Here is a 20,966-nt window from a genome sequence, read left to right as displayed (position 1 = left end):
TCGGATATGAAAAAGATAACAAATTTACTATATATGCTGGCAGTATTGCTGCTGGCTTCCTGCAGCGACTTTCTGGACAAGTCTCCTAAAAATACGGTTGACCCGGAAACGACGGTGACCGATGATGTGGCCATTGCTCTGACCAATGCCTGCTATCGCACCCTTCAGTCTTCCAATATGTACAACCAGCGTATCTGGACACTGGATATTGTGGCGGGTAACAGTCTGGTGGGTGCCGGTGGCGGTACCGACGGCCTTGAAACGATACAAGCTTCTAACTTCATAACGCAGAGCGACAATGGCATGGCATTGTACATGTGGCGTTCTCCCTGGGTGGGGATAGGACAATGCAACATTGTGTTGAATAGTCTTCTGGAGGCTGAAGCCGTGTCAGAGAGAATCAAGAACCGCTGTCTGGGAGAGGCTTATTTTCTCCGTGCACATTATTACTATGTATTGGTACGTCTGTACGGTGGTGTTCCACTGCGTTTGGCTCCTTATAATCCGGGAGAACCGACAGACATTGCACGCGCTACAGTCGAAGAGACTTATGCCCAGATAATTTCCGATTGTAAGAATGCGGTTGACCTGCTTCCTGCCAAGTCTTCTTACGACGACGAGAACGTGGGACGTGCCTGCAAAGATGCAGCTTTGGCCATGTTGGCAGATATTTATCTGACGCTGGCTCCTAATCATACGGAATATTATCAAGAGGTGTCTGATTTGTGTGATGAGATAACAAATTTGGGGTATGACCTTTCTTCCTGCAAGTATGAGGACAATTTCGATGCATTGGTCAATAACGGGCCGGAATCTTTGTTCGAGGTCCAGTATTCGGGCAATACGGAATATGATTTTTGGGGAAACAATCCGCAGTCTTCCTGGCTTTCTACTTTCATGGGTCCCCGTAATTCGGACTTTGTTGCCGGCAGTTATGGCTGGAACCAGCCTACAGAAGAATTTGTGGGTCAATATGAGAGCGGTGACAAACGTAAGGATTTGACCGTGCTTTATGCCGGATGTCCGGATTTTGACGGTAAGGCTTACAAAAGCTCTTATTCCAATACGGGATACAATGTACGCAAGTTCCTGGTGTCGAAAACGGTTTCTCCGGAATACAATACCAATCCTGCCAACTTCGTGATTTATCGTTATGCGGACGTCCTGCTGAAGAAGGCCGAAGCTTTGAATGAAATGGGACGCTCTGACCAGGCTGCCGTGCCTTTGAATATTGTACGTAAGCGTGCCGGACTGCCGGAGGTTTCGGGCTTGTCACAGGAAACCATGCGTGAAAAGATTATCCATGAGCGCCGCATGGAACTAGCTTTCGAAGGGCATCGCTGGTTCGACATGATTCGTGTCAACAATGGAGAGTATGCCATTAAATTCCTGCAGTCCATTGGAAAGAGCAACGTGAACAAGAACCGCTTGCTGTTCCCTATTCCGCAGACGGAGATGGATGCTAATACCTTAATGGTGCAGAACCCGGGTTATTAATTAATTTAATCAGAAGAATATGAAGAAATATATTTCACACCTTGTATTTGCCTTACTGGGCTGTGCAGCCTTATCTGCTTGTGTAGATGATGATTACATGGAATTGGATAAAGGACAGAATGAACTTGTACTGACGGCCAGCAAGACGGAAGTTGTTTTGAATGAGCAGGCACATGCCGATGATGCCCTGGAGCTTTCCTGGACTACGGGAACCAATTATGGGACGGGTAATAAAATTTCCTATACGCTGGAATTGGCCAAGACCGGCAGTGATTTTGCAGATTCTTATGTAGCTGTGGAGAATGCCGTACAAGAATACTCATGGAAAAAGAGCGTAGAGGAATTGAATGACATCCTGCGCAACCATTTTGGGGCAACTGCCGGGGAGAACATTTCGTTGGAAGCGCGCTTGACAGCTACTGTAACGGAACGGGACGAAAAACAGGTGTCTACCACTGCTTTCAGTGTTACAGCCTATAAACCGCTCACATCCACCCTTTATCTGATAGGTAGTGCCACTCCGGGCGGCTGGAGTGCCGATGATGCGACAGAGATGACCCGCAAGGACAATGGTATCTTTACATGGACGGGTCGGCTTGTGGCCGGTGAATTTAAGTTCATCACGACCTTAGGCTCATTCCTGCCCTCTTACAACAAAGGAACAGATGGATTGCTGGTTCTTCGTAGCAGTGATGACCAGCCGGATGAACCTTTTGTTGTCGAAGAAGACCATAATTACATCGTCGAGGCCAATCTGTTTACCGGTGTTCTTACATTGACCCAGACAGAGACGTTGGCACCTGCCTACGACCAGCTTTATTTTGTGGGTAACGCTACGGATTGGGGATTCGTGAAGATGAAACAAGATGTGCTCGACCCATACTTGTTCCGCTTCGGCAAGTTCTTTGAAGTGGGCAAAGGAGGGGAATTCAAGTTCGGAACCTCCGATGGAAGTTGGGAGAACATGTATAAGGCCAAGAATGCCGATGCTGCTTATACCGATACAGAAGTGGTGTTTGTGAAAGGGTTCGACCCGGACAATAAATGGGTGCTGAAAGACGGGGAATGCGGCAAGGCCTACAAGATTTGCATGGATATCCGTAGTGGTAAGGAACGCATGATGATGAGCGAATTTACTCCGTATGAGATGATTTATATGGTAGGTGATGCTACTCCGGCCGGTTGGACGATTGGTGATGCTACGCCGATGCAGACAACGGATAATCCGTATGTGTTTACTTGGAAAGGTACGCTGAATGCCGGTGAGTTGAAATTTACTTGTGATAAGCAGGAAGATTGGAATGGAGCCTGGTTCATGCCGGCTGTAGCAGACAAACAGCCTGCAGGAGAAACAGAACCGATGCTTTTCCTTGATAAATCAGACGAAGCGTTCAAAGCGCAATATCTGGACGTGATGGTAGGCGGCATCGACCAGAAGTGGAAGATTACGACAGCAGGTTCCTATCTGATTACTTTGAATCAGCTGGAAGAGACAATTTCAATCGTGAAACAATAGGTATCTACAATAGATGAAGAAGATAGTTTATACAACAATGGTAGCCTTGCTGCTGGTTGCATGCAGCAAGGAGAGTGATGATACCGGTAGCGGTACCGGTGGAGGCGGAGAGAGTGGAGGGGTTACGGAAGTAACCCCAGTCACCTCGGACTTGACGGTCAATCTCACTATCGACAAGGCATGTTACCGGCCGGGCGAGAGTGTTTCTTTTACAGCTGACGCCCTTCCTGCCGGAGCTAAAATCCGCTACCGGACAATGGACAAGGTTGTATCGGAGCAGGCTGCTGTCGGTACTACTTGGACTTGGACTGCTCCGGCAACCGATTATACCGGTTATCTGGTGGATGTATACCGTACAAAAGAGAATGGAACAGAGGTTATTCTTGGTACTATTGCCGTAGATGTATCCAGTGACTGGACACGTTTTCCACGTTATGGTTTCGTTGCCACTTTTGATGCTTCGAAAAAGGTGGATGGAGTGATAGAGAAGGAGATGGCTTTCCTGAACCGTTGCCACATTAACGGGGTACAGTTTCAGGATTGGCACAACAAGCATCATTGGCCGTTGGGCGGTACGCGTGAGCATCTGGACGAGGTCTATAAGGACATTGCCAACCGGGAGGTCTATACCGAGGTAGTGAAGAAGTATATCTCTACACAACACAGCCTGGGCATGAAGTCCATGTTCTACAATCTATGTTTCGGAGCTTTGGACGATGCCGTTTCCGACGGGGTAAAGGAAGAATGGTACATATTCAAGAACACGGGACGCATGGATAAGGATTCGCATGACTTGCCCTCCAGTTGGAAAAGTAATATCTTCCTGCTCAATCCCGCCAATACGGAATGGCAGGCATATATTGCCCAGAGAAACGATGATGTTTATGCCAATCTGGACTTTGACGGTTATCAGATAGACCAACTGGGAAACCGGGGTGACCGCTATGACTATGATGGCAATAAGGTAAATCTGCCTAAGGGATATGCCTCGTTCATCGAAGCCATGAAACAGAAGCATCCGGACAAGCGTTTGGTGATGAATGCCGTCTCCAGCTATGGAGCTTCCCAGATAGCTGGTACGGGTAAAGTGGATTTCCTTTATAATGAAGTATGGGGCGATGAGGCAGGCTTCAAGGATCTGCACACCATTATCAAAGCGAACGACCAGTATGGCAACCATGCCTTGAAAACGGTGTTTGCCGCATATATGAACTATGACAAGGCAGGTAGCAGTACCGGTGAGTTCAATACACCGGGTGTGCTGCTGACGGATGCTGTGATATTTGCTTTGGGAGGCTCTCATTTGGAATTGGGTGACCACATGCTATGCCGCGAGTACTTTCCAAGCACGGCTTTGCAGATGAACGATGTACTGAAAATAGCCATGATTCGTTATTATGACTTTATGACGGCTTATCAGAACCTGCTTCGTGATAAAGATACGGAGGCGGAGATTTCCGTTTCTCTGAACTGTACGGATGCTGCGCGGAATCTTTCTCTGAATGCATGGCCGCCGCAGAAGTCTGCCATCACTGTATATGCCAAGAATGTAAATGGCAGGCAAGTCATTCATCTGCTCAACTTCCTCAATGCGGATAACTTAAGCTGGAGGGATCTGAACGGAACAATGCCCGAACCGCGTCTGGTGTCCGACGTGCCGTTGAAGATGAATGTTTCCGGTAAAGTGAACAAGATATGGGTTGCATCGCCCGATTTCCATGCCGGTGCTTCGCAGGAACTGGCATTCGAACAGAAGGACGGCACGGTTACCTTTACCTTGCCCTTGCTGAAGTACTGGAGCATGCTTGTGATGGAATAAGAATATCCAATAAAGGAACAAACAAATTATAGTAATGAAGAAATATATATTTTTATTTTTTGCCGTCTGTGCATTTTCAGTATATGCGAATGCACAGAACCGCACCGGAGACTGCACTTCCTATACCAGTGACGACCGGAGTGTGACCTTCTATTTAAATGACAGTTCTGCCATACAATTACGTCTGTGTAGTCAGTCTACGGTACGTATATGGTTTTCTCCCGACGGTAGTTTCCAGCGGAATAATCCTTCCTTTGCCGTCGTCAATGAGGACCTGGAGGATGTCGGTACCGTCCATGTGGACGAACAGAATGCCTGCTACGAGATTTTTACCCCTAAACTCCGTATCCGGGTAAACAAGTCTCCGTTTAACTTACAGATATTCGACAAGTATCAGAAACTGCTGTTCAGTGATTATGCCGATAAGGGGCATATCAGTAACGGGCAGCGCAAATTGGAATACAAGACCCTCCGTCGTGACGAACACTTCTTCGGCTTGGGAGAAAAGACCGGCAAGCTGGACCGTCGCGGCGAAGCCTACAAGATGTGGAACAGTGACAAGCCTTGTTATAGTACCGTTGAGGACCCGCTCTACAAGAGTATTCCGTTCTTTATGAGCAGTTATCGTTATGGTATTTTCCTGGACAATACGTATAAGACCGAATTTAAGTTTGGTACGGAAAGCCGCGATTACTACAGTTTCGAGGCTCCTGGGGGAGAGATGATTTATTATTTCATCTTCGGGAAGGATTATAAGGAAATCATGAAACAATATGTCGACCTGACGGGAAAACCCATAATGCCTCCTAAATGGGCATTGGGCTTTGCACAATGCCGGGGACTGCTGACGAGCGAGAAATTGTCTTATGAAATAGCTGAAGGCTATCGTAAGCGTGGAATTCCTTGTGATGTTATTTACCAGGACATAGGCTGGACACAGTATTTGCAGGATTTTGAGTGGCGGAAAGGGAACTACGAGAATCCGAAAAAGATGCTTGCAGACCTCAAGGATATGGGCTTCAAGGTGGTGGTTTCGCAAGATCCGGTCATTTCACAAGCCAATAAGCGGCAATGGGAGGAAGCCGATAGGTTAGGGTATCTGGTAAAGGACTCCACCAACGGCAGGAGTTATGGCATGCCCTGGCCCTGGGGTGGTAATTGTGGAGTAGTGGACTTCACCCTTCCTGCTGTGGCAGACTGGTGGGGAGCTTATCAGCAGAAGCCCATTGATGATGGCATTGCCGGTTTCTGGACTGATATGGGTGAACCTGCCTGGAGCAATGAGGAGCAGACGGAACGCCTGGTGATGAAACACCATTTGGGCATGCATGATGAGATTCACAATGTTTATGGTCTTACGTGGGATAAGGTGGTGAAGGAGCAGTTTGAGAAACGGAATCCTAACCGTCGCGTATTTCAGATGACACGTGCCGCTTTTGCGGGCTTGCAACGCTATACCTTCGGCTGGACCGGTGACTGTGGAAACGGTGATGACGTGACGCAGGGCTGGGGACAGATGGCCAATCAGATTCCGGTACTGTTGTCTGCCGGTTTGGGAATTATTCCTTTTACTACTTGTGACATTACCGGTTATTGCGGAGATATAGAGAATTATCCTGCGATGGCTGAACTTTATACGCGGTGGATACAGATGGGCGCTTTCAATCCCCTGAGCCGCATTCATCATGAGGGCAACGTGGCTGTGGAGCCGTGGCTGTTCGGCGAAGAGGCCGAGAAGAATGCCAAGGCAGCCATCGAATTGAAGTATCGTCTTTTGCCTTATATCTATACGTATGCCCGCGAAGCACACGAAACGGGGTTGCCTCTCATGCGACCGATGTTTCTGGAATATCCGGCAGATATGGAAACGTTCTCAACGGATGCCCAGTTCATGTTTGGCAGCGAACTGCTGGTTGCTCCGGTGGTAAAGAAAGGAGCGCGAAACAAGAATGTGTATCTTCCTGAAGGAACTTGGATTGACTACAACAACAAACACACAGCATATAGCGGTGAGCAATGGATGACGGTGGATGCTCCCCTCAATACTATTCCTATGTTTGTAAAGCAGGGAAGTATCATGCCTCAAATGCCGGTCATGAACTATACGGATGAGAAACCGGTCTATCCGGTTACGTTTGAGATATTTCCTGCTGCAGCGGGCAGTGAAACTACCTTCTCGCTTTATGAAGATGCAGGAACTGATTTAGGATATTTGCGTGGAGAGTTCATGCGCACTCCTATTACTTGCCAGACTACCGACAAAGGCTATACGCTGAAAGTAGGTACACGGACTGGTGAGAAATATAGCTTACCCGGCCAACGAAACCTGATGTTCTGCATCTATACGGAACAGATGCCGAGAACAGCTTTGCTGGACGGTCAGAAAATCAAGAAAACGAATGTCGGAAAGCTGGAAGAAAATCGGGAGACAGAGTTTACGATAACTACCTGGTGTCCTGACAAGAAGCTGGGGACTTGCCTGCTGAGGTTGCCGGATGATGGAAAGGAACATATCATTGAGTTTATCTATTAACACAAAAAACATATCATTATTATGAAGAAATTTGTACTTAGCGCGGCTTTGCTTTTTTCTGCCCTGGCGGGGAATGCTGAAGGCATTTCATCCCCTTCGGGCATGGTGAAGCTGGATTTTGAACTGACAAAAGACGGGAGACCAGCCTATCAGGTGGATTATAAAGGGGCTCCTGTCATCAATCCCAGTACGTTGGGATTGGAACTGAAAGGAGCTACCAGCCTGATGGATGGTTTCAAAGTAGTAAGGACTTCTACTTCCACTTTCGATGAAACCTGGCAACCGGTGTGGGGGGAAACAAAAGATATCCGCAACCACTACAACGAATTGCTGGTAGAACTTGAACAACCGTCTACCACTCGTTTTATGAATATCCGTTTTCGGGTATATGATGACGGCGTGGGATTCCGTTATGAGTTTCCGCAACAGAAGAATCTGGTTTATTTTGTGATAAAGGAAGAGCATTCCCGGTTTGCCATGACCGGCGACCATACTGCCTGGTGGATTCCGGGAGATTATGATACCCAGGAATATGATTACACGGAGTCCAAACTCTCTGAAATCCGTGGACTGCTGCAGGGAGCTGTGAGTGACAATGCGTCACAAACTGTCTTTTCGCCGACGGGTGTCCAGACTTCCATACAGCTTAAAACAGCTGATGGAGTGTACCTTAACCTGCACGAGGCAGCCTTGGTAGACTACTCTTGCATGCATCTCAACCTGGATGACAAGAACCTCGTTTTTGAATCCTGGCTGACTCCGGATGCCCAAGGAAATAAAGGGTATATGCAGTCTCCCTGCCATACTCCCTGGCGTACGGTCATGGTCAGTGATGATGCCCGTGAGATACTGGCCTCCAATTTGATTCTCAATCTGAATGAGCCTTGCAAGTATGATGATGCCTCCTGGATTAAGCCGGTGAAATATGTCGGCGTATGGTGGGAAATGATTGCAGGGGGAAAGCCCTGGGCATATACTTTTGACCTCCCTTCTGTGAAACTGGATGATACGGACTATTCCAAGGTGAAACCGAACGGCATTCATCCGGCCAACACGGCTAATGTGAAGAAGTACATAGACTTTGCTGCCGAACACGGTTTTGACCAGGTATTGGTGGAGGGTTGGAATACGGGTTGGGAAGACTGGTTCGGTAATTCCAAGGATTATGTTTTCGATTTCGTGACTCCTTATCCCGATTTTGACATCAAGTATCTGAATGAATATGCCCATTCCAAGGGCGTCCGTCTGATGATGCACCATGAAACATCGGCTTCCATCCGTAACTATGAGCGGCACATGGAAGCTGCCTACCGTCTGATGAATAAATATGGATATAATTCGGTAAAGAGTGGCTACGTAGGCAATATGATTCCCCGTGGCGAGCATCACTATGGACAATGGATGAACAACCATTACCTATACGCCGTGACCGAAGCTGCCAAACACAAGATAATGGTCAATGCCCATGAAGCGGTACGTCCAACCGGTTTATGCCGTACCTATCCCAATCTGATAGGCAATGAATCTGCCCGAGGCACGGAGTACGAGGCTTTTGCCGGTAACAAGCCCTTCCACACAACGGTACTTCCGTTTACCCGTTTGCAGGGTGGTCCGATGGACTATACGCCCGGTATCTTTGAAATGGACATCAATAAGTTGAATCCGAACAGCCATACGCATGCCAATACTACCTTGACGCGTCAGCTGGCACTTTATGTCACTATGTACAGCCCTCTACAAATGGCTGCCGACCTTCCTGAGAATTATGAGCGTTTCATGGACGCTTTCCAGTTCATCAAAGATGTGGCTGTGGATTGGGACGACAGCCGCTATCTGGAAGCTGAGCCGGGACGTTACATCACTGTTGCCCGTAAGGCAAAAGGTACGAATGACTGGTTTATCGGTTGCACCAGCAGTGAGCACGGACATGCTTCAACTCTGAAACTGGACTTCCTGGATGCAGACAAGCAGTATATTGCAACCGTCTATGCCGATGCAAAAGATGCCGATTATAAAACAAATCCGCAAGCTTATGTTATCCGTAAAGGTATCGTTTCTCCCAAAACGGTCTTGAAACTGAAAGCTGCCTCCGGTGGTGGCTATGCCATCAGCATCATGGAGGTGAAAGATAAATCTGTATTGAAGGGACTGAAGAGGCTTTCCGGGAATATCTGATTTACGGGCATAAAAAAAGGAGTACCGCTGTACTCCAACCTTTGTTAACCTTAAATCTAATACTATGAAAAACACATTTCAAAGATACGGACTTCTGATAAATCTGCAAATTATCCAACTAAAAAAGTATGTTTTATAACACTTATTAGCTGTTTATTCCTTTGCTTCTATTTTTGTTAACAAAAAGGATGCGAATGTGTCAAAAGCACATGAAGACTTTTATAATGTTATAATATTAGGCGCGGATTACGCGGAATAACGCAGATTCAATAAACTGAATCCGTAAAATCTGCGTTATCCGCACCTAAAATAAAGCGTTAAAGAAGGTTTTGATACATTCCCCTTACCCTTTTGCTTCCTGATACATAAATCTTTTAATGCTCTTCTTTGCCGTTTTCTCGAACTCCTCGAAGTGTATCTTGACTTTTGTAATCTGGCTGTAGGCCGGTAATTGCAGATTCAATTCATTCCGATTGTTCTCCATAACCTTTTCGATGTCCGATTGTTCCATACCGTGGGCGAATGCATCGTCAAAGTCCGGATAGATAAGAGCCACGAGCTTGTCGTTCTGCAATACGATCAGTGATTCGGACACATAGGGCATGTTGTTCAGTTTGCTTTCAATCTCTTCGGGATAGATGTTCTGGCCGCTGGCTGTGAGCAACATGTTCTTGCTACGTCCGCGGACAGTGACATATCCTTCGGCATCCATCGTTGCAAGGTCGCCGGTGTGCAGCCAGCCGTTTACATCGATGATTTGGGAAGTCGCTTCGGCATTTTTGTAATAGCCCAGCATCAGATTGGCACCTTTACAGATTATTTCTCCTGCCACGTTCTGAGGGTCGGGAGAGTCTATCTTTACTTCCATGCGGGTGGTTGCCTTGCCACAAGAGGCCAGTTTCAATGTTTCCCAGCGGCTGGAACAAATGATGGGGCCGCATTCCGTCATTCCGTATGCAATGGTATAGGGGAAGCCTATCTGCTTCAGGAAGCGTTCCACTTCGGCATTGAACGGTGCCCCTCCGATGATTATTTCATCGAAATTACTGCCGAATACTTCCATTGCCTTTTTGCGCATGTCAGCCTTGATTTTATCGTTGACAATGGGCATCCGCAATAGCAGCTTGCCTATTTTATTGTCTATCCGGGGCAGGATATCCTTCTTGATAATCTTTTCTACGATGAGCGGTACACACGAAATGACCCGTGGCCTGATTTCGGAGAATGACTGTGCAATAATCTTGGGAGACGGCATACGGGTAAGGAAATACAGATGGGCGCCTGCGGAAAAACCGTATAGAAAATCGTACACCATACCAAATACATGTCCCAGAGGCAGCATGGATACAATATGGTCGCCCGGACGTACGGGGAGCATCTCATGGCAATATGCAACATTGGACCAAAGGCTGCGATAGGGGAGCATGACCCCTTTGGAATATCCCGTGGTGCCCGAAGTATAGTTTATGACAGCCAGTTCTTCGGGTGATTCCTCCTTGCGGTAGCTGATATGCTCGGGGCGGAAATTCTTGGGGAAACGTGTGCCATAGAGGACGTTGCGATGTTCGAAAGCCTCCATCAGCTGCTCGTTGCGGCAAACTACCGGAGTGAAGTCCGTCAGCAGTACGATACCCATCAGCAGGGGCATTGCCTCTTCATTGAGGTTTTCCCATGCCCGGTCGCCGACAAACAGCAGCTTGGCTTCGGAATGGTTGACGATGTTGTGGATATTGTCGGCCTTGAACTCATGCAGAATGGGAACGATGACAGCTCCATAGGTAACTGTCGCCAGAAAAGCGACTGCCCAATGTGCACTGTTACGTCCGCAAACGGCAATCTTGTCGCCGGGCCTAATGCCGGCGTTTTCCAATACGATATGGAATTTGGCTATTTTCCGTGCTACATCTTTGTATTGCAGTGTAATTCCTTTGTAGTCTGTCAGGGCGTTGCGATCCCAGTTTTTAATAATGCTTTGTTCTATATAATCGATGAACCCTTGTTCTTGTTCCATTCAGCTGTTGCACACTTTAGTTAAAACTGCGCAAAGATAGGTCTTATAGTGATGCAAAGCAAATAGTTTCCACTTTTTTCTTGCCCTGAAACGGATAGAAACTTATCTGTAATTCTTATTCCTTGCTATTTTCCGAAATAAGAAGCAGCTTGTCACCGGCATGAAGTTTTAATGTTCCGTTCGGAATGAGGTACTCATCGCCACGTTTTACAATCATCACCAGTGTGCCTTTGGGCAGGTTCATGTCTTTCAGGGTGTCTGCCTGCTCCAGCATTTCTTGTGTAATGGTCATGTCGTGCAGGTTGGAGTCAATCTCTTCGGGCAGCTCAACTCCGAAATCATTTCCGGTCTTTTCCAGCGGGGTGGAGAGGCCCAGCAGCCGGGCTACCCAGGAGACTGTGGTACCCTGGATGATCAGTGAGACGATGGTTATGAAAAATACGATGTTGAAGATGACATGGGCACCGGGCACATTAGCCACCACGGGATAGGTGGCAAAGATAATGGGTACTGCGCCACGTAATCCTACCCACGATACGAATAGCCGTGACTTGAGGGTGATTCTCTTGCCAAAAGGCAGCAGGCAGAGAAAAACGCTGAGAGGACGTCCCACAACAATCATGAAGACGCCGATGAGCAATGCCACGACTGCCACTTCCAGCATCTCATGGGGGTTGACGAGCAGACCGAGGCAGAGGAACATGATGATTTGGAAAAGCCAGGTCAGTCCATCCATAAAAGTATAAATCTCTTTCCGGTGCATGATTTTGTTATTGCCTACCATCATTCCGGCGATATACACGGCCAGGTAACCGTTGCCTTTCAGCAGGTCGGTGATGGAGAAAGTGAAGAATACAAAGGACAGTAACAGGATAGGATAGAGTGCCTGGTTGTCTATATTCAGCCGGTTCAGCATAAGGATAGCCAGCTTTCCGAGGAAATAACCGGTTGCGGCACCGACAATGAACTGTATGGCAAAAGAGCCTAATATCTGGGGAACTCCCATTCCGGAGGACTGGATGAATTGAATCAGCACGATTGTCAGCATATATGCCATCGGGTCGTTACTACCGCTTTCCAGTTCCAGCATGGGGCGCAGATTATGCTTCAGGTTCATTTTTTGTGAACGCAGAATGGCGAATACAGAGGCTGAGTCGGTAGATGACATGGTGGATGCAAGCAAAAGGGAGGTTATCAACGGCAGGTGGATGTTGGTCCAGCTCATGCCGGACAGCCACCAGATAAATAATCCGGTAAAGAGGGCCGTGAGCAGCACTCCTGCAGTTGACAAAACAATGCCGGGAGTCAATATGGGCTTTATCTCCGTAAACTTGGTGTCCATGCCACCGGAGAACAGAATGATGCTGAGTGCAACCATGCCGATGAACTGTGCTTCCTTGGCGTTGTGGAACTGCAATCCCAATCCGTCACTGCCGAACAGCATGCCGACGACAAGAAAAAGCAATAACGCAGGCACTCCGAAACGGTAGCCGGTCTTGCCGACAATGATGCTGACAAAAAGTAATACAGAACCTATAAGTAGTATGTTTCCTGCTGTAAATATCATAAATTCTATGCTATATAGTTTGAAATGTGATGTTTCTTATGTCTAATAGTACAAAGATATGCATTGTGTTTAACAAATACAAATCTAAAATAGTTCAATTGAACTTTAAAATAAAGGTGGTTTCTTTACTGGGCAATAAGGATAAATTTCCACCGGAAAGCCTCATTATTTGCCGGGAAATACTCAATCCAATACCGCTTCCACCCTCTTTGGTCGTAAAGAAGGGGATAAATATGTGTTCGGCAATGTCATTGGGAATGGCAGGTCCGTTGTTGGAAATTTCTATCAGTATGGCTTCCGCCTCATTGCAGTAGGCACGTATGTTGATATGTCCTTCTTTATCTGTATTTTTATCCGATTCGATGGCTTGTATGGCATTTTTCAGTAAGTTGATGACTACTTGTGATACCAGGTTCTCATCGGCATATAGAATAAGGTCGCTTGGCGCGATGTCCATATGAAAGGTGACCCGAACATCGGGGTGCTGGTGACGGGCGAGTTCGACCATCCGTCCGATAAAACTTTTTACGTAGAACAAGGATGGTTCGGGGGTGGGAATACGGGTGAATTTCCGGTATGATTCCACAAAAGAGAGCAGGCCCTTGCCCGTACTGCTGATAGTCTGCAGGCCGTTTCTGATTTCTTCTTTGGAAACTTGCGCTTCGGTCAGTCCCAGCAGTGTATCGCTCAGGGAGGTTATGGGAGTGACAGCGTTCATTATTTCGTGCGTCAGTACGCGGGTAAGCCTAATCCAGGAATCTATTTCCTTTTCATCCAGCTCGTTGTTGATGTCGTTCAGGGCGAGGATACGCAGATGCTCTTTACGGACTGTAATGTCGCTGACGCGGACAGACATGTTTACAGTGCCTCGTTCGTTGTTGAAAGGCATTTGCAATTTGTCTCCCGGGCGGCAATTGGCAAGAAGGGACGAAAGACGCGGGTCTACGCGGTTCAGCTGGCTGACGTGGGTAAAGACATTGAGGCCCAGCAAACGGAGGGCTTCACTGTTTTTTTGATATACGGCACCATTGTCGTTCAGGACAAGGATACCGGTATTCACGCAGTCCAGAATGAGTTCGTAGTACTTTTCTTGCTGGGCTGTTTCACTTTTCACATTATAAAGTATATGGGCAACCCGGTTCAATGCACGGTTCACGAGGCGTGCGTCGGCAGTGTTTTCCGTTTCGGAGAAGTGGATGGCATTGTCGTTGTTTTCGATGGCGTCGAGCATGAAAAGCACCTTCCGCACATGATGGCGGTATAGCCTTTGCTGCCAGTACAGGGCTATGGGAAGCAGCGCAGTGCAGAACGCGCCCCAAAATACGTCTACAGTCCACATCACCCCTGCAAGGAGTGCTACTGCCAGACTGACGGCAACGCGGAATGAATAATTAAAGGCCATACTTCTTCATTTTGTTGTACAACGTCTGGCGGGTGATACCCAGCTGTGCGGCGACGGCAGAGAGATTTCCGCTGCATTTGTCGAGCGTCTTCCGTATCATCTGCATTTCCATTTCTTCGAGCGTGGATGCGGTTGCTTCGGGAGTGCCGGTTCGCCGTGCCAGCTGGAACAGTTCTGCAGGAAGGGTTTCGTTGTCACAGATGATAATGGCTTTTTCGATGGCATGTTCCAGTTCGCGGATATTGCCGTACCAGGGGTGGAGCGTAAGCTTCTCGCAGGCGCCGTCCGTCAGCTTGACGGGGGGCTTGTCATATTGCTTGCAGAAGCGGGCGATGAAAAGTTCTGCAAGGGGGATGATGTCTTCGGGCCGCTCGCGCAACGAGGGTATCTCAAGATGTATCGTGTTGATGCGGTATAGCAGGTCCTCGCGAAATTCGCCTTTTGCCACCATCTCGGGCAGATTGCGGTTTGTAGCGCAAATCAGCCGTATGTCTACGGGAATGGGAGTGTTGCTGCCTACACGGACAATGCTGCGGCGTTGGATGGCGGTCAGCAGTTTGGCTTGCAGATGGTAGGGGAGATTGCCTATTTCATCGAGAAAGAGGGTGCTGTGGCTGGCTGCTTCGAACTTGCCGGCACGGTCGGCATGGGCATCGGTGAAAGAGCCTTTCACGTGGCCGAACAGTTCGCTTTCGAAAAGGCTTTCGGTGACTGCACCCATATCCACACTTACCATGTCCTGCCGGTTGCGCGGTGAAAGGGAGTGGATTTCGCGTGCCAGCATCTCTTTACCGGTGCCGTTCTCGCCCGTAATAAGAATATTGGCATCGGTAGAGGCCACTTTTTCCACCAAGAGGCGAAGTTGCTGCATGGCGGAGCTGTTTCCCCAATACATGTTGCGGATATCCGCAAGCGGGTGGTTGTTTTCTGCCGTACGTCTGGCATTTGGGCCGTTGGCCGGAGATTTTGTTTCAGAAGCTGATACGGCATTCAGTAAGGTTTCCACCAGTTTCTGATTGTTCCAGGGTTTCACGACGAAGTCTGTGGCTCCTTCCTTGATTCCCCGTACGGCAAGGTCAATGTCGGCATAAGCGGTAAACAGCACTACGGGCAGGGTGGGACATAGCTTCTTTATTTCATGGAGCCAGTATAGTCCCTCGTTACCGGTGTTGATGCCCGAGGTGAAGTTCATGTCAAGAAGAACCACTTGCCATGACTTTTCCCGCAATACGCTGGGCAGGGTTACGGGAGAGGGAAGTGTGATTATCCCTTCAAAATATGGCTTCAACAAAAGCTGCAAGGCGGTAAGTACGCCTCGGTTATCATCGACAATCAGGATGTTTCCGTTTTTTTTTGCCATAAACTATTTCTGTTTTCTGCAGGCAAAGTTAATGATTTATCTGTATTATATGCTTTATTTTATATTTTTGCTTACTAAGAATTAATCGTCCGACAGTTGTTGAATTATCGTCCGACAGCTGTCGGACGATAATTCAACAACTGTCGGACGATAATATAACGATTGTGGGACGAATAGATTTAAGTAAAACAGAAATTAGTTTGTAGCAACTTCAGTAAGAGCTCATGGCGGTACTGAAAAAATTTATAGCAGTTGCAGTTTGATGCCAAATGACAAGCTCAGATAATCCTTGGGTTTCAGATACTTGTTGGTGAAGGCGCTGACTACATATAGGTCACATGTACTTATTTCATAGAAGAAAGTGATTTCTTTGGCCGTGAACCGTCGTTGTGGGTCGATGTCGTAAGTGATGCGCTGTCCTAAGAATACATGGATGCGTACCTTGGAGGAGAAACCATAATATCCTTTAGGGTAGCGTTCCGGCTCATTGACCCAGAACTCATCGCCGAATACCGTGTTCAGATACATGCCGCAAGCCAGCGGTTCTACAGAAAAACGGCTCTGTTTTATTTGCAGGCTCCAGGGAAGGTAGTTCTGCTTGACAGTGAATGTCAGCTTGGTACGTTTGGAGTCATATTTGGGCAATACTCCGAAGAATACGTCTGTTTCCCATTGGTTTCTTCTGCCGTAATCCCATCCGGTACCGAATGACAGCAACCCCATATTGCCGGCAAACTGAATTTTGGTGTGCGTCGGAATCAAGGCCTCCCAATGCCTGCGGTAGCGGTGTACGCGGCGGTCATAACGGTTCTCCCTGGTTCGGCTTTCAATGACGGCATCCGGTTGCGGGTCCATCCATACAGTATCGTGTTCTATGATGAAGATGGTATCTCTCTCTTGTGAAAAAGCAGAAAAAGAGCATACCGACAAGAAGACGACGGCGCATGCCAGGTGATTAATAATATGCCACTTCGCGTTCATATCCGTCGGGGGTTATGGTGAATATATAGTAATTGCGGTTCTTCATGCAGTCGCTCATGTAATACATTATCCCATCTTCAAAGAGGTCTTTCTCGAAGCGATGGTGTTCGTGTGCGGATGTACAGAACTGCAGTCCGGGAAATTCCTTGATGTAACGCTGGAATACGTGTGCCACATTATTGTTGAACTCGTTGCAGAACGGGCGTATATGCATGGACACAACGGTTTTATCGAATTCCTCTTCACGGTCGCGTATCTGTGCGGCAAGAAACTCGAAGTCGGGAATGGGGCGGGAGTAGTCAAATTCGATGGCGTTGGTATTCAGGCAGACAAACTTTACCCGTCCTGCAATGAAGGAGAAATTGGGGTCTCCGAATATTGCACGATAAGTCTCTTCGCCCGTGCCCAGGCAGTCGTGATTGCCGAGAAGTACCACATAGGGTATCTTGAGTTTGTTCATAATGTCCCGTTGCCAAAGGAACTCGTCTGTTACACCGAAGTCACTGACGTCTCCGCCATGAATGACGAAATCTATGTCGTCCCGCTTGTTGAGGTGGCTTACAAAGTCGTCGGTCTCGTCATACCAGCGCTGGGAGTCACCCATTGTTACGAACCGGATTGTTGTCTTGTTCTGGCAGTTCTGCTCTATTTGGGCAATGTTGTGGGCATTGACATCGGTTTCACCGCTGATGTGTACATCGTAAGGGTGATAATCTATCATGTCGCAGCCGGCTATAAGCAGGCATAGGAATGAAGGATATAAGAGTTTGGGGAATTTCATGTGCAGGTGCTTCATTTTACGTTTATACTCTATCTTTAGAAAACTGTGGGCAAAGGTAAAGTTTTCATTCTTATGGATTCTTTTCTAATTTCCCTTTTTTTTGTTCTATGAGGCTGAACAGAGATTCGGCCTCTGTCTAATTTTTAGACGGGAGTGTCTAAAAATTAGACACCTTTGTCTTCTTTTGAAATACGATATGTGCTGATAATCAGGTTTGTGTATTCTTTGGCACGCTTTCTGCAATATGAAAAGCAAGAAAATAAATCTAATAAACGATAAACGGAATGAAACAAATCTATTATGTAATTCAGACTTTACTGCGGGGACGCGGTTCGAATATCATCAAGGTCATTTCTTTGGGATTGGGATTGACGATGAGTATTCTGCTTTTCTCCCGCGTGGCATATGAACAGAGTTTTGACACTTGCTTCAAGGATTATGATAACTTGTATCAGGTATGGTCGATATTCTCGGTGAAAGGAGAGAAGTTTGAGCCTCAGGAGTGGAATTGCGGTCCCGTGGCAGGGGCCATTTTGGAGAACTTCCCCAAAGAGGTGGAGTCGGCAGTAAGTTTGAGCACGTCTATGGTATCTGCTCCTCTTTACAATGGAAGCGTGCGTCTTGATGACAGGAAGATTGCAGCCGATTCGCTGTTCTTCCGTACCATGGGTATCGACGTCCTGAACGGGAATCCCGAAAAGGACTTGGTGCAGAAGGATATTATTTTCTTGAGTGAACGCTTTGCAAGGAAAGTGTTCGGTGAGGAGAATCCTATAGGGAAAACGCTTAATTATGACCATCAGTTTGACCTGACGGTGAAGGGAATCTATGCCAATTTGCCTGAGAACGCCACAATCAATCCGGAAGCGGTTATCTCGATGCCTACCTTGTGGAGCCGCAACTGGAATAACTACTCGTGGAGCGGGGGAGACAGTTGGGTAGAGTTTATCCGTTTTCGTCCCGGTGCCGACAAATCTGTTGTCAATGCGCGTATTGATGCCATGATAGACAAATATCGCCCGGCAGAAGATAAGAAAGAGTACGGCTACACGGCTTTTGTGCAGCCCATCCGTGATACATACCGCAATTATGATGATGTGCAGCGGATGCGTGTCATCATGAGCATTCTTGGTTTTGCCATTCTTTTCATTGCGGCGTTGAACTATGTGCTGATTTCCATTTCTTCTTTGAGCTACCGCGCCAAGTCGGTAGGCGTACATAAATGCAGCGGTGCGAGCGGTGGCACGGTTTTCAGCATGTTTTTGCTGGAAACGGGTATCATCATTGTGGCGGCATTGCTGCTGATGGCGTTGATAATGCTCAACTTCCGCGATTTTGTGGAAGACACGGTCGTTGTAAAGCTCTCCACCTTGTTGGCTCCGGAGCGTATCTGGGTACCGTTGTCGGTAGTGCTTCTGCTGTTTATAGTGGGAGGCGTGTTGCCGGGCCGGCTCTTTGCGCGTATTCCCGTGTCGCAGGTGTTCCGCCGCTATACCGAGGGGAAAAAGGGGTGGAAGCGTCCGTTGCTGTTTGTCCAGTTTGCAGGCGTGGCATTCATTAGTGGATTGATGTGTGTGGTGATGTCGCAATATCAGTATGTACTGAAAAAGGATATGGGGTATAATCCCAAGCAGATAGCCATAGGCAATGCCTACTGGGATAATGAAGCGACGCGTGACGCGGCTTATCAGTTCTTCAAGGGATTGCCCTACGTGGAAGCGGTGTCCAGCGCCAACAGTACGCCCATTAGCGGATATAGCGGTTCGATGATTCATAGTGAGAGCGGGCAGGCACTTTTCTCTTGCCGTTCTTCTTATTTCATGCGCGAGGACTTTCCTGCTTTGATGGGCATGACTATGAAGACGGGACGTATGGCGCGCGATAAAGAGGAAGTCGTGGTGAACGAGACCTTTGCCGAGATGATGCGTTGGGGAGACGACGTCGTGGGCCGTACGGTATATACCGAAGGGAATACATTCAAGGTCGTAGGGCAGTTGAAGGATTTCCAGATAGAGAGTTTCAGAACCGAGAAGATGCCTTTCATAGCCCGTGGGAACAAGAATTTTTATGGAACGGTACATGTTCGTTTGAAAGAACCCTTTACCGAAAATCTGCAGAAGTTGAACCACGATGTAGCCGAGGCTTTCCATGACCAGACCATTGACTTTACCGGTTATGAGAAAAGGATAGAGAACAGCTATAATTCTGTCCGTGTATTCCGCAATGCCACTTTGATGGCGGCAGTGACCATGTTCTTCATCATGCTGATGGGGCTGATTGGGTATACTACCGACGAGGTGCGCCGCCGCAGTAAGGAGATTGCCATCCGTAAAGTGAACGGGGCAGAGGCTTCCGGTATCTTGGAAATGCTGTCGAGGAATATACTTGTGGTGGCGGCTCCGGCAGTTGTCATCGGTACGGTATTGGCATGGTATGTCAACGGAATGTGGATGGAACAGTTTGCGGAGCGTATTCCCATCAGTTGGGCAGTATACGTACTGGTAGTGATGGTCAATTTGGTGATTATCGTAGCCTGCGTACTTTGGAAGTCCTGGCGGATAGCGAACGAGAATCCGGTGAATAGTATTAAGAGCGAATAAAACAATATTAAAACATTAAATATCATGATTGAGATTAACAACATCAGCAAAGTATTCCGTACTTCGGAAGTAGAGACGGTAGCATTGAATCACGTAAACCTCGATGTAAAGGAGGGAGAGTTTGTAGCCATTATGGGGCCGTCCGGTTGCGGCAAATCCACCTTGCTGAATATTCTGGGACTGCTGGACAATCCTACTGAGGGCAGTTACAAGCTACTCGGCCAGGAAGTGGCGGACTTGAAAGAAAAGGAACGTACACGCGTACGTAAGGGGAAACTGGGATTCGTGTTCCAGAGCTTCAACCTGATAGACGAACTGAACGTCTACGAGAATGTGGAACTTCCCCTTACGTACCTCGGCGTGAAGGCAAGTGAGCGCAAACGCATGGTAGAGGATATTCTGAAGCGGATGAACATCAGCCACCGTGCCAAACACTTCCCGCAACAGCTTTCCGGCGGTCAGCAGCAGCGTGTGGCGATAGCCCGTGCGGTCGTAACCAATCCCAAGCTGATACTCGCCGATGAGCCTACCGGTAACTTGGACTCCAAGAACGGAGCTGAGGTGATGAATCTGTTGACAGAACTGAATAAAGAGGGTACTACGATTATTATGGTGACCCACAGCCAGCACGACGCCTCGTTTGCACACCGCACGATACATCTTTTCGACGGTAGTGTGGTGGCAAGTGTGGCAGCACAGGATTTGTAACGGACTTTTAAAACAA

At 47.8% G+C, this 20,966-nt stretch carries 13 protein-coding genes; 7 read left to right on the top strand and 6 right to left on the bottom strand.

What is annotated here, in order from left to right:
- The first annotated feature begins 6 nt into the window (after positions 1 to 6).
- Genes JXR92_RS13655 through JXR92_RS13635 form a run of 5 tightly spaced genes read left to right on the top strand, consistent with a single transcriptional unit; the run spans position 7 to position 9,540 of the window.
- Complete coding sequence (locus JXR92_RS13655; RefSeq protein WP_171030471.1) at positions 7 to 1,497, top strand: RagB/SusD family nutrient uptake outer membrane protein; 1,491 nt, start codon at positions 7 to 9, stop codon at positions 1,495 to 1,497.
- A gap of 19 nt (positions 1,498 to 1,516) precedes the next feature.
- Positions 1,517 to 3,013: a SusF/SusE family carbohydrate-binding protein gene (locus JXR92_RS13650; protein WP_016273861.1), complete on the top strand. Its 1,497-nt coding sequence runs from the start codon at positions 1,517 to 1,519 to the stop codon at positions 3,011 to 3,013.
- A gap of 13 nt (positions 3,014 to 3,026) precedes the next feature.
- Entirely contained in the window at positions 3,027 to 4,832 is a 1,806-nt protein-coding gene (locus JXR92_RS13645) for an endo-dextranase (protein ID WP_138346449.1), read from the top strand.
- A 34-nt stretch (positions 4,833 to 4,866) separates the two neighbouring features.
- On the top strand, positions 4,867 to 7,365 hold the full coding sequence (locus JXR92_RS13640) for a glycoside hydrolase family 31 protein (protein ID WP_138346446.1): 2,499 nt from the start codon (positions 4,867 to 4,869) through the stop codon (positions 7,363 to 7,365).
- 21 nt (positions 7,366 to 7,386) lie between these two features.
- The gene (locus JXR92_RS13635) at positions 7,387 to 9,540 is read left to right on the top strand and encodes a glycoside hydrolase family 97 protein (protein ID WP_138346443.1); all 2,154 of its coding nucleotides are present in this window, start codon (positions 7,387 to 7,389) and stop codon (positions 9,538 to 9,540) included.
- Positions 9,541 to 9,883: 343 nt separating this feature from the next.
- Here the strand turns inward: JXR92_RS13635 and JXR92_RS13630 are convergent, their stop codons facing one another.
- From JXR92_RS13630 to JXR92_RS13605, 6 genes are all read right to left on the bottom strand, one after another.
- On the bottom strand, positions 9,884 to 11,551 hold the full coding sequence (locus JXR92_RS13630) for a long-chain fatty acid--CoA ligase (protein WP_138346441.1): 1,668 nt from the start codon (positions 11,549 to 11,551) through the stop codon (positions 9,884 to 9,886).
- Positions 11,552 to 11,666: 115 nt separating this feature from the next.
- Positions 11,667 to 13,118: a potassium/proton antiporter gene (locus JXR92_RS13625; protein ID WP_138346438.1), complete on the bottom strand. Its 1,452-nt coding sequence runs from the start codon at positions 13,116 to 13,118 to the stop codon at positions 11,667 to 11,669.
- 94 nt (positions 13,119 to 13,212) lie between these two features.
- Entirely contained in the window at positions 13,213 to 14,520 is a 1,308-nt protein-coding gene (locus JXR92_RS13620) for a sensor histidine kinase (RefSeq protein WP_117964543.1), read from the bottom strand.
- Entirely contained in the window at positions 14,510 to 15,880 is a 1,371-nt protein-coding gene (locus JXR92_RS13615; protein WP_138346435.1) for a sigma-54-dependent transcriptional regulator, read from the bottom strand. The genes JXR92_RS13620 and JXR92_RS13615 overlap by 11 nt, the downstream gene beginning before the upstream one ends.
- A gap of 243 nt (positions 15,881 to 16,123) precedes the next feature.
- Positions 16,124 to 16,861: a hypothetical protein gene (locus tag JXR92_RS13610; protein WP_044468800.1), complete on the bottom strand. Its 738-nt coding sequence runs from the start codon at positions 16,859 to 16,861 to the stop codon at positions 16,124 to 16,126.
- Entirely contained in the window at positions 16,836 to 17,642 is an 807-nt protein-coding gene (locus JXR92_RS13605; RefSeq protein WP_034525553.1) for a metallophosphoesterase family protein, read from the bottom strand. The genes JXR92_RS13610 and JXR92_RS13605 overlap by 26 nt, the downstream gene beginning before the upstream one ends.
- 284 nt (positions 17,643 to 17,926) lie before the next feature.
- On the opposite strand from JXR92_RS13605, the gene JXR92_RS13600 reads away from it, so the two are divergent.
- Both JXR92_RS13600 and JXR92_RS13595 read left to right on the top strand, forming a co-directional pair.
- Entirely contained in the window at positions 17,927 to 20,242 is a 2,316-nt protein-coding gene (locus JXR92_RS13600; protein WP_138346359.1) for an ABC transporter permease, read from the top strand.
- A gap of 24 nt (positions 20,243 to 20,266) precedes the next feature.
- Positions 20,267 to 20,950 carry an ABC transporter ATP-binding protein gene (locus tag JXR92_RS13595; RefSeq protein ID WP_057097889.1) on the top strand — a complete coding sequence of 228 codons (684 nt, stop codon included), beginning with the start codon at positions 20,267 to 20,269 and terminating at the stop codon, positions 20,948 to 20,950.
- Positions 20,951 to 20,966: the final 16 nt, after the last annotated feature.

It is taken from the genome of Bacteroides parvus, from assembly GCF_017309675.2.
GTDB lineage: Bacteria > Bacteroidota > Bacteroidia > Bacteroidales > Bacteroidaceae > Bacteroides > Bacteroides uniformis.
This window is presented reverse-complemented; position numbering and strand designations above follow the sequence as displayed.

Excerpts from the sequence above, each read along its gene's own strand:
- JXR92_RS13620 (WP_117964543.1), bottom strand. The coding sequence starts at position 14,520 with ATGGCCTTTAATTATTCATTCCGCGTTGCCGTCAGTCTGGCAGTAGCA.
- JXR92_RS13615 (WP_138346435.1), bottom strand. The coding sequence starts at position 15,880 with ATGGCAAAAAAAAACGGAAACATCCTGATTGTCGATGATAACCGAGGC.
- JXR92_RS13635 (WP_138346443.1), top strand. The coding sequence starts at position 7,387 with ATGAAGAAATTTGTACTTAGCGCGGCTTTGCTTTTTTCTGCCCTGGCG.
- JXR92_RS13625 (WP_138346438.1), bottom strand. The coding sequence starts at position 13,118 with ATGATATTTACAGCAGGAAACATACTACTTATAGGTTCTGTATTACTT.
- JXR92_RS13595 (WP_057097889.1), top strand. The coding sequence starts at position 20,267 with ATGATTGAGATTAACAACATCAGCAAAGTATTCCGTACTTCGGAAGTA.
- JXR92_RS13610 (WP_044468800.1), bottom strand. The coding sequence starts at position 16,861 with ATGAACGCGAAGTGGCATATTATTAATCACCTGGCATGCGCCGTCGTC.
- JXR92_RS13640 (WP_138346446.1), top strand. The coding sequence starts at position 4,867 with ATGAAGAAATATATATTTTTATTTTTTGCCGTCTGTGCATTTTCAGTA.
- JXR92_RS13630 (WP_138346441.1), bottom strand. The coding sequence starts at position 11,551 with ATGGAACAAGAACAAGGGTTCATCGATTATATAGAACAAAGCATTATT.
- JXR92_RS13655 (WP_171030471.1), top strand. The coding sequence starts at position 7 with ATGAAAAAGATAACAAATTTACTATATATGCTGGCAGTATTGCTGCTG.
- JXR92_RS13605 (WP_034525553.1), bottom strand. The coding sequence starts at position 17,642 with ATGAAATTCCCCAAACTCTTATATCCTTCATTCCTATGCCTGCTTATA.
- JXR92_RS13645 (WP_138346449.1), top strand. The coding sequence starts at position 3,027 with ATGAAGAAGATAGTTTATACAACAATGGTAGCCTTGCTGCTGGTTGCA.
- JXR92_RS13650 (WP_016273861.1), top strand. The coding sequence starts at position 1,517 with ATGAAGAAATATATTTCACACCTTGTATTTGCCTTACTGGGCTGTGCA.
- JXR92_RS13600 (WP_138346359.1), top strand. The coding sequence starts at position 17,927 with ATGAAACAAATCTATTATGTAATTCAGACTTTACTGCGGGGACGCGGT.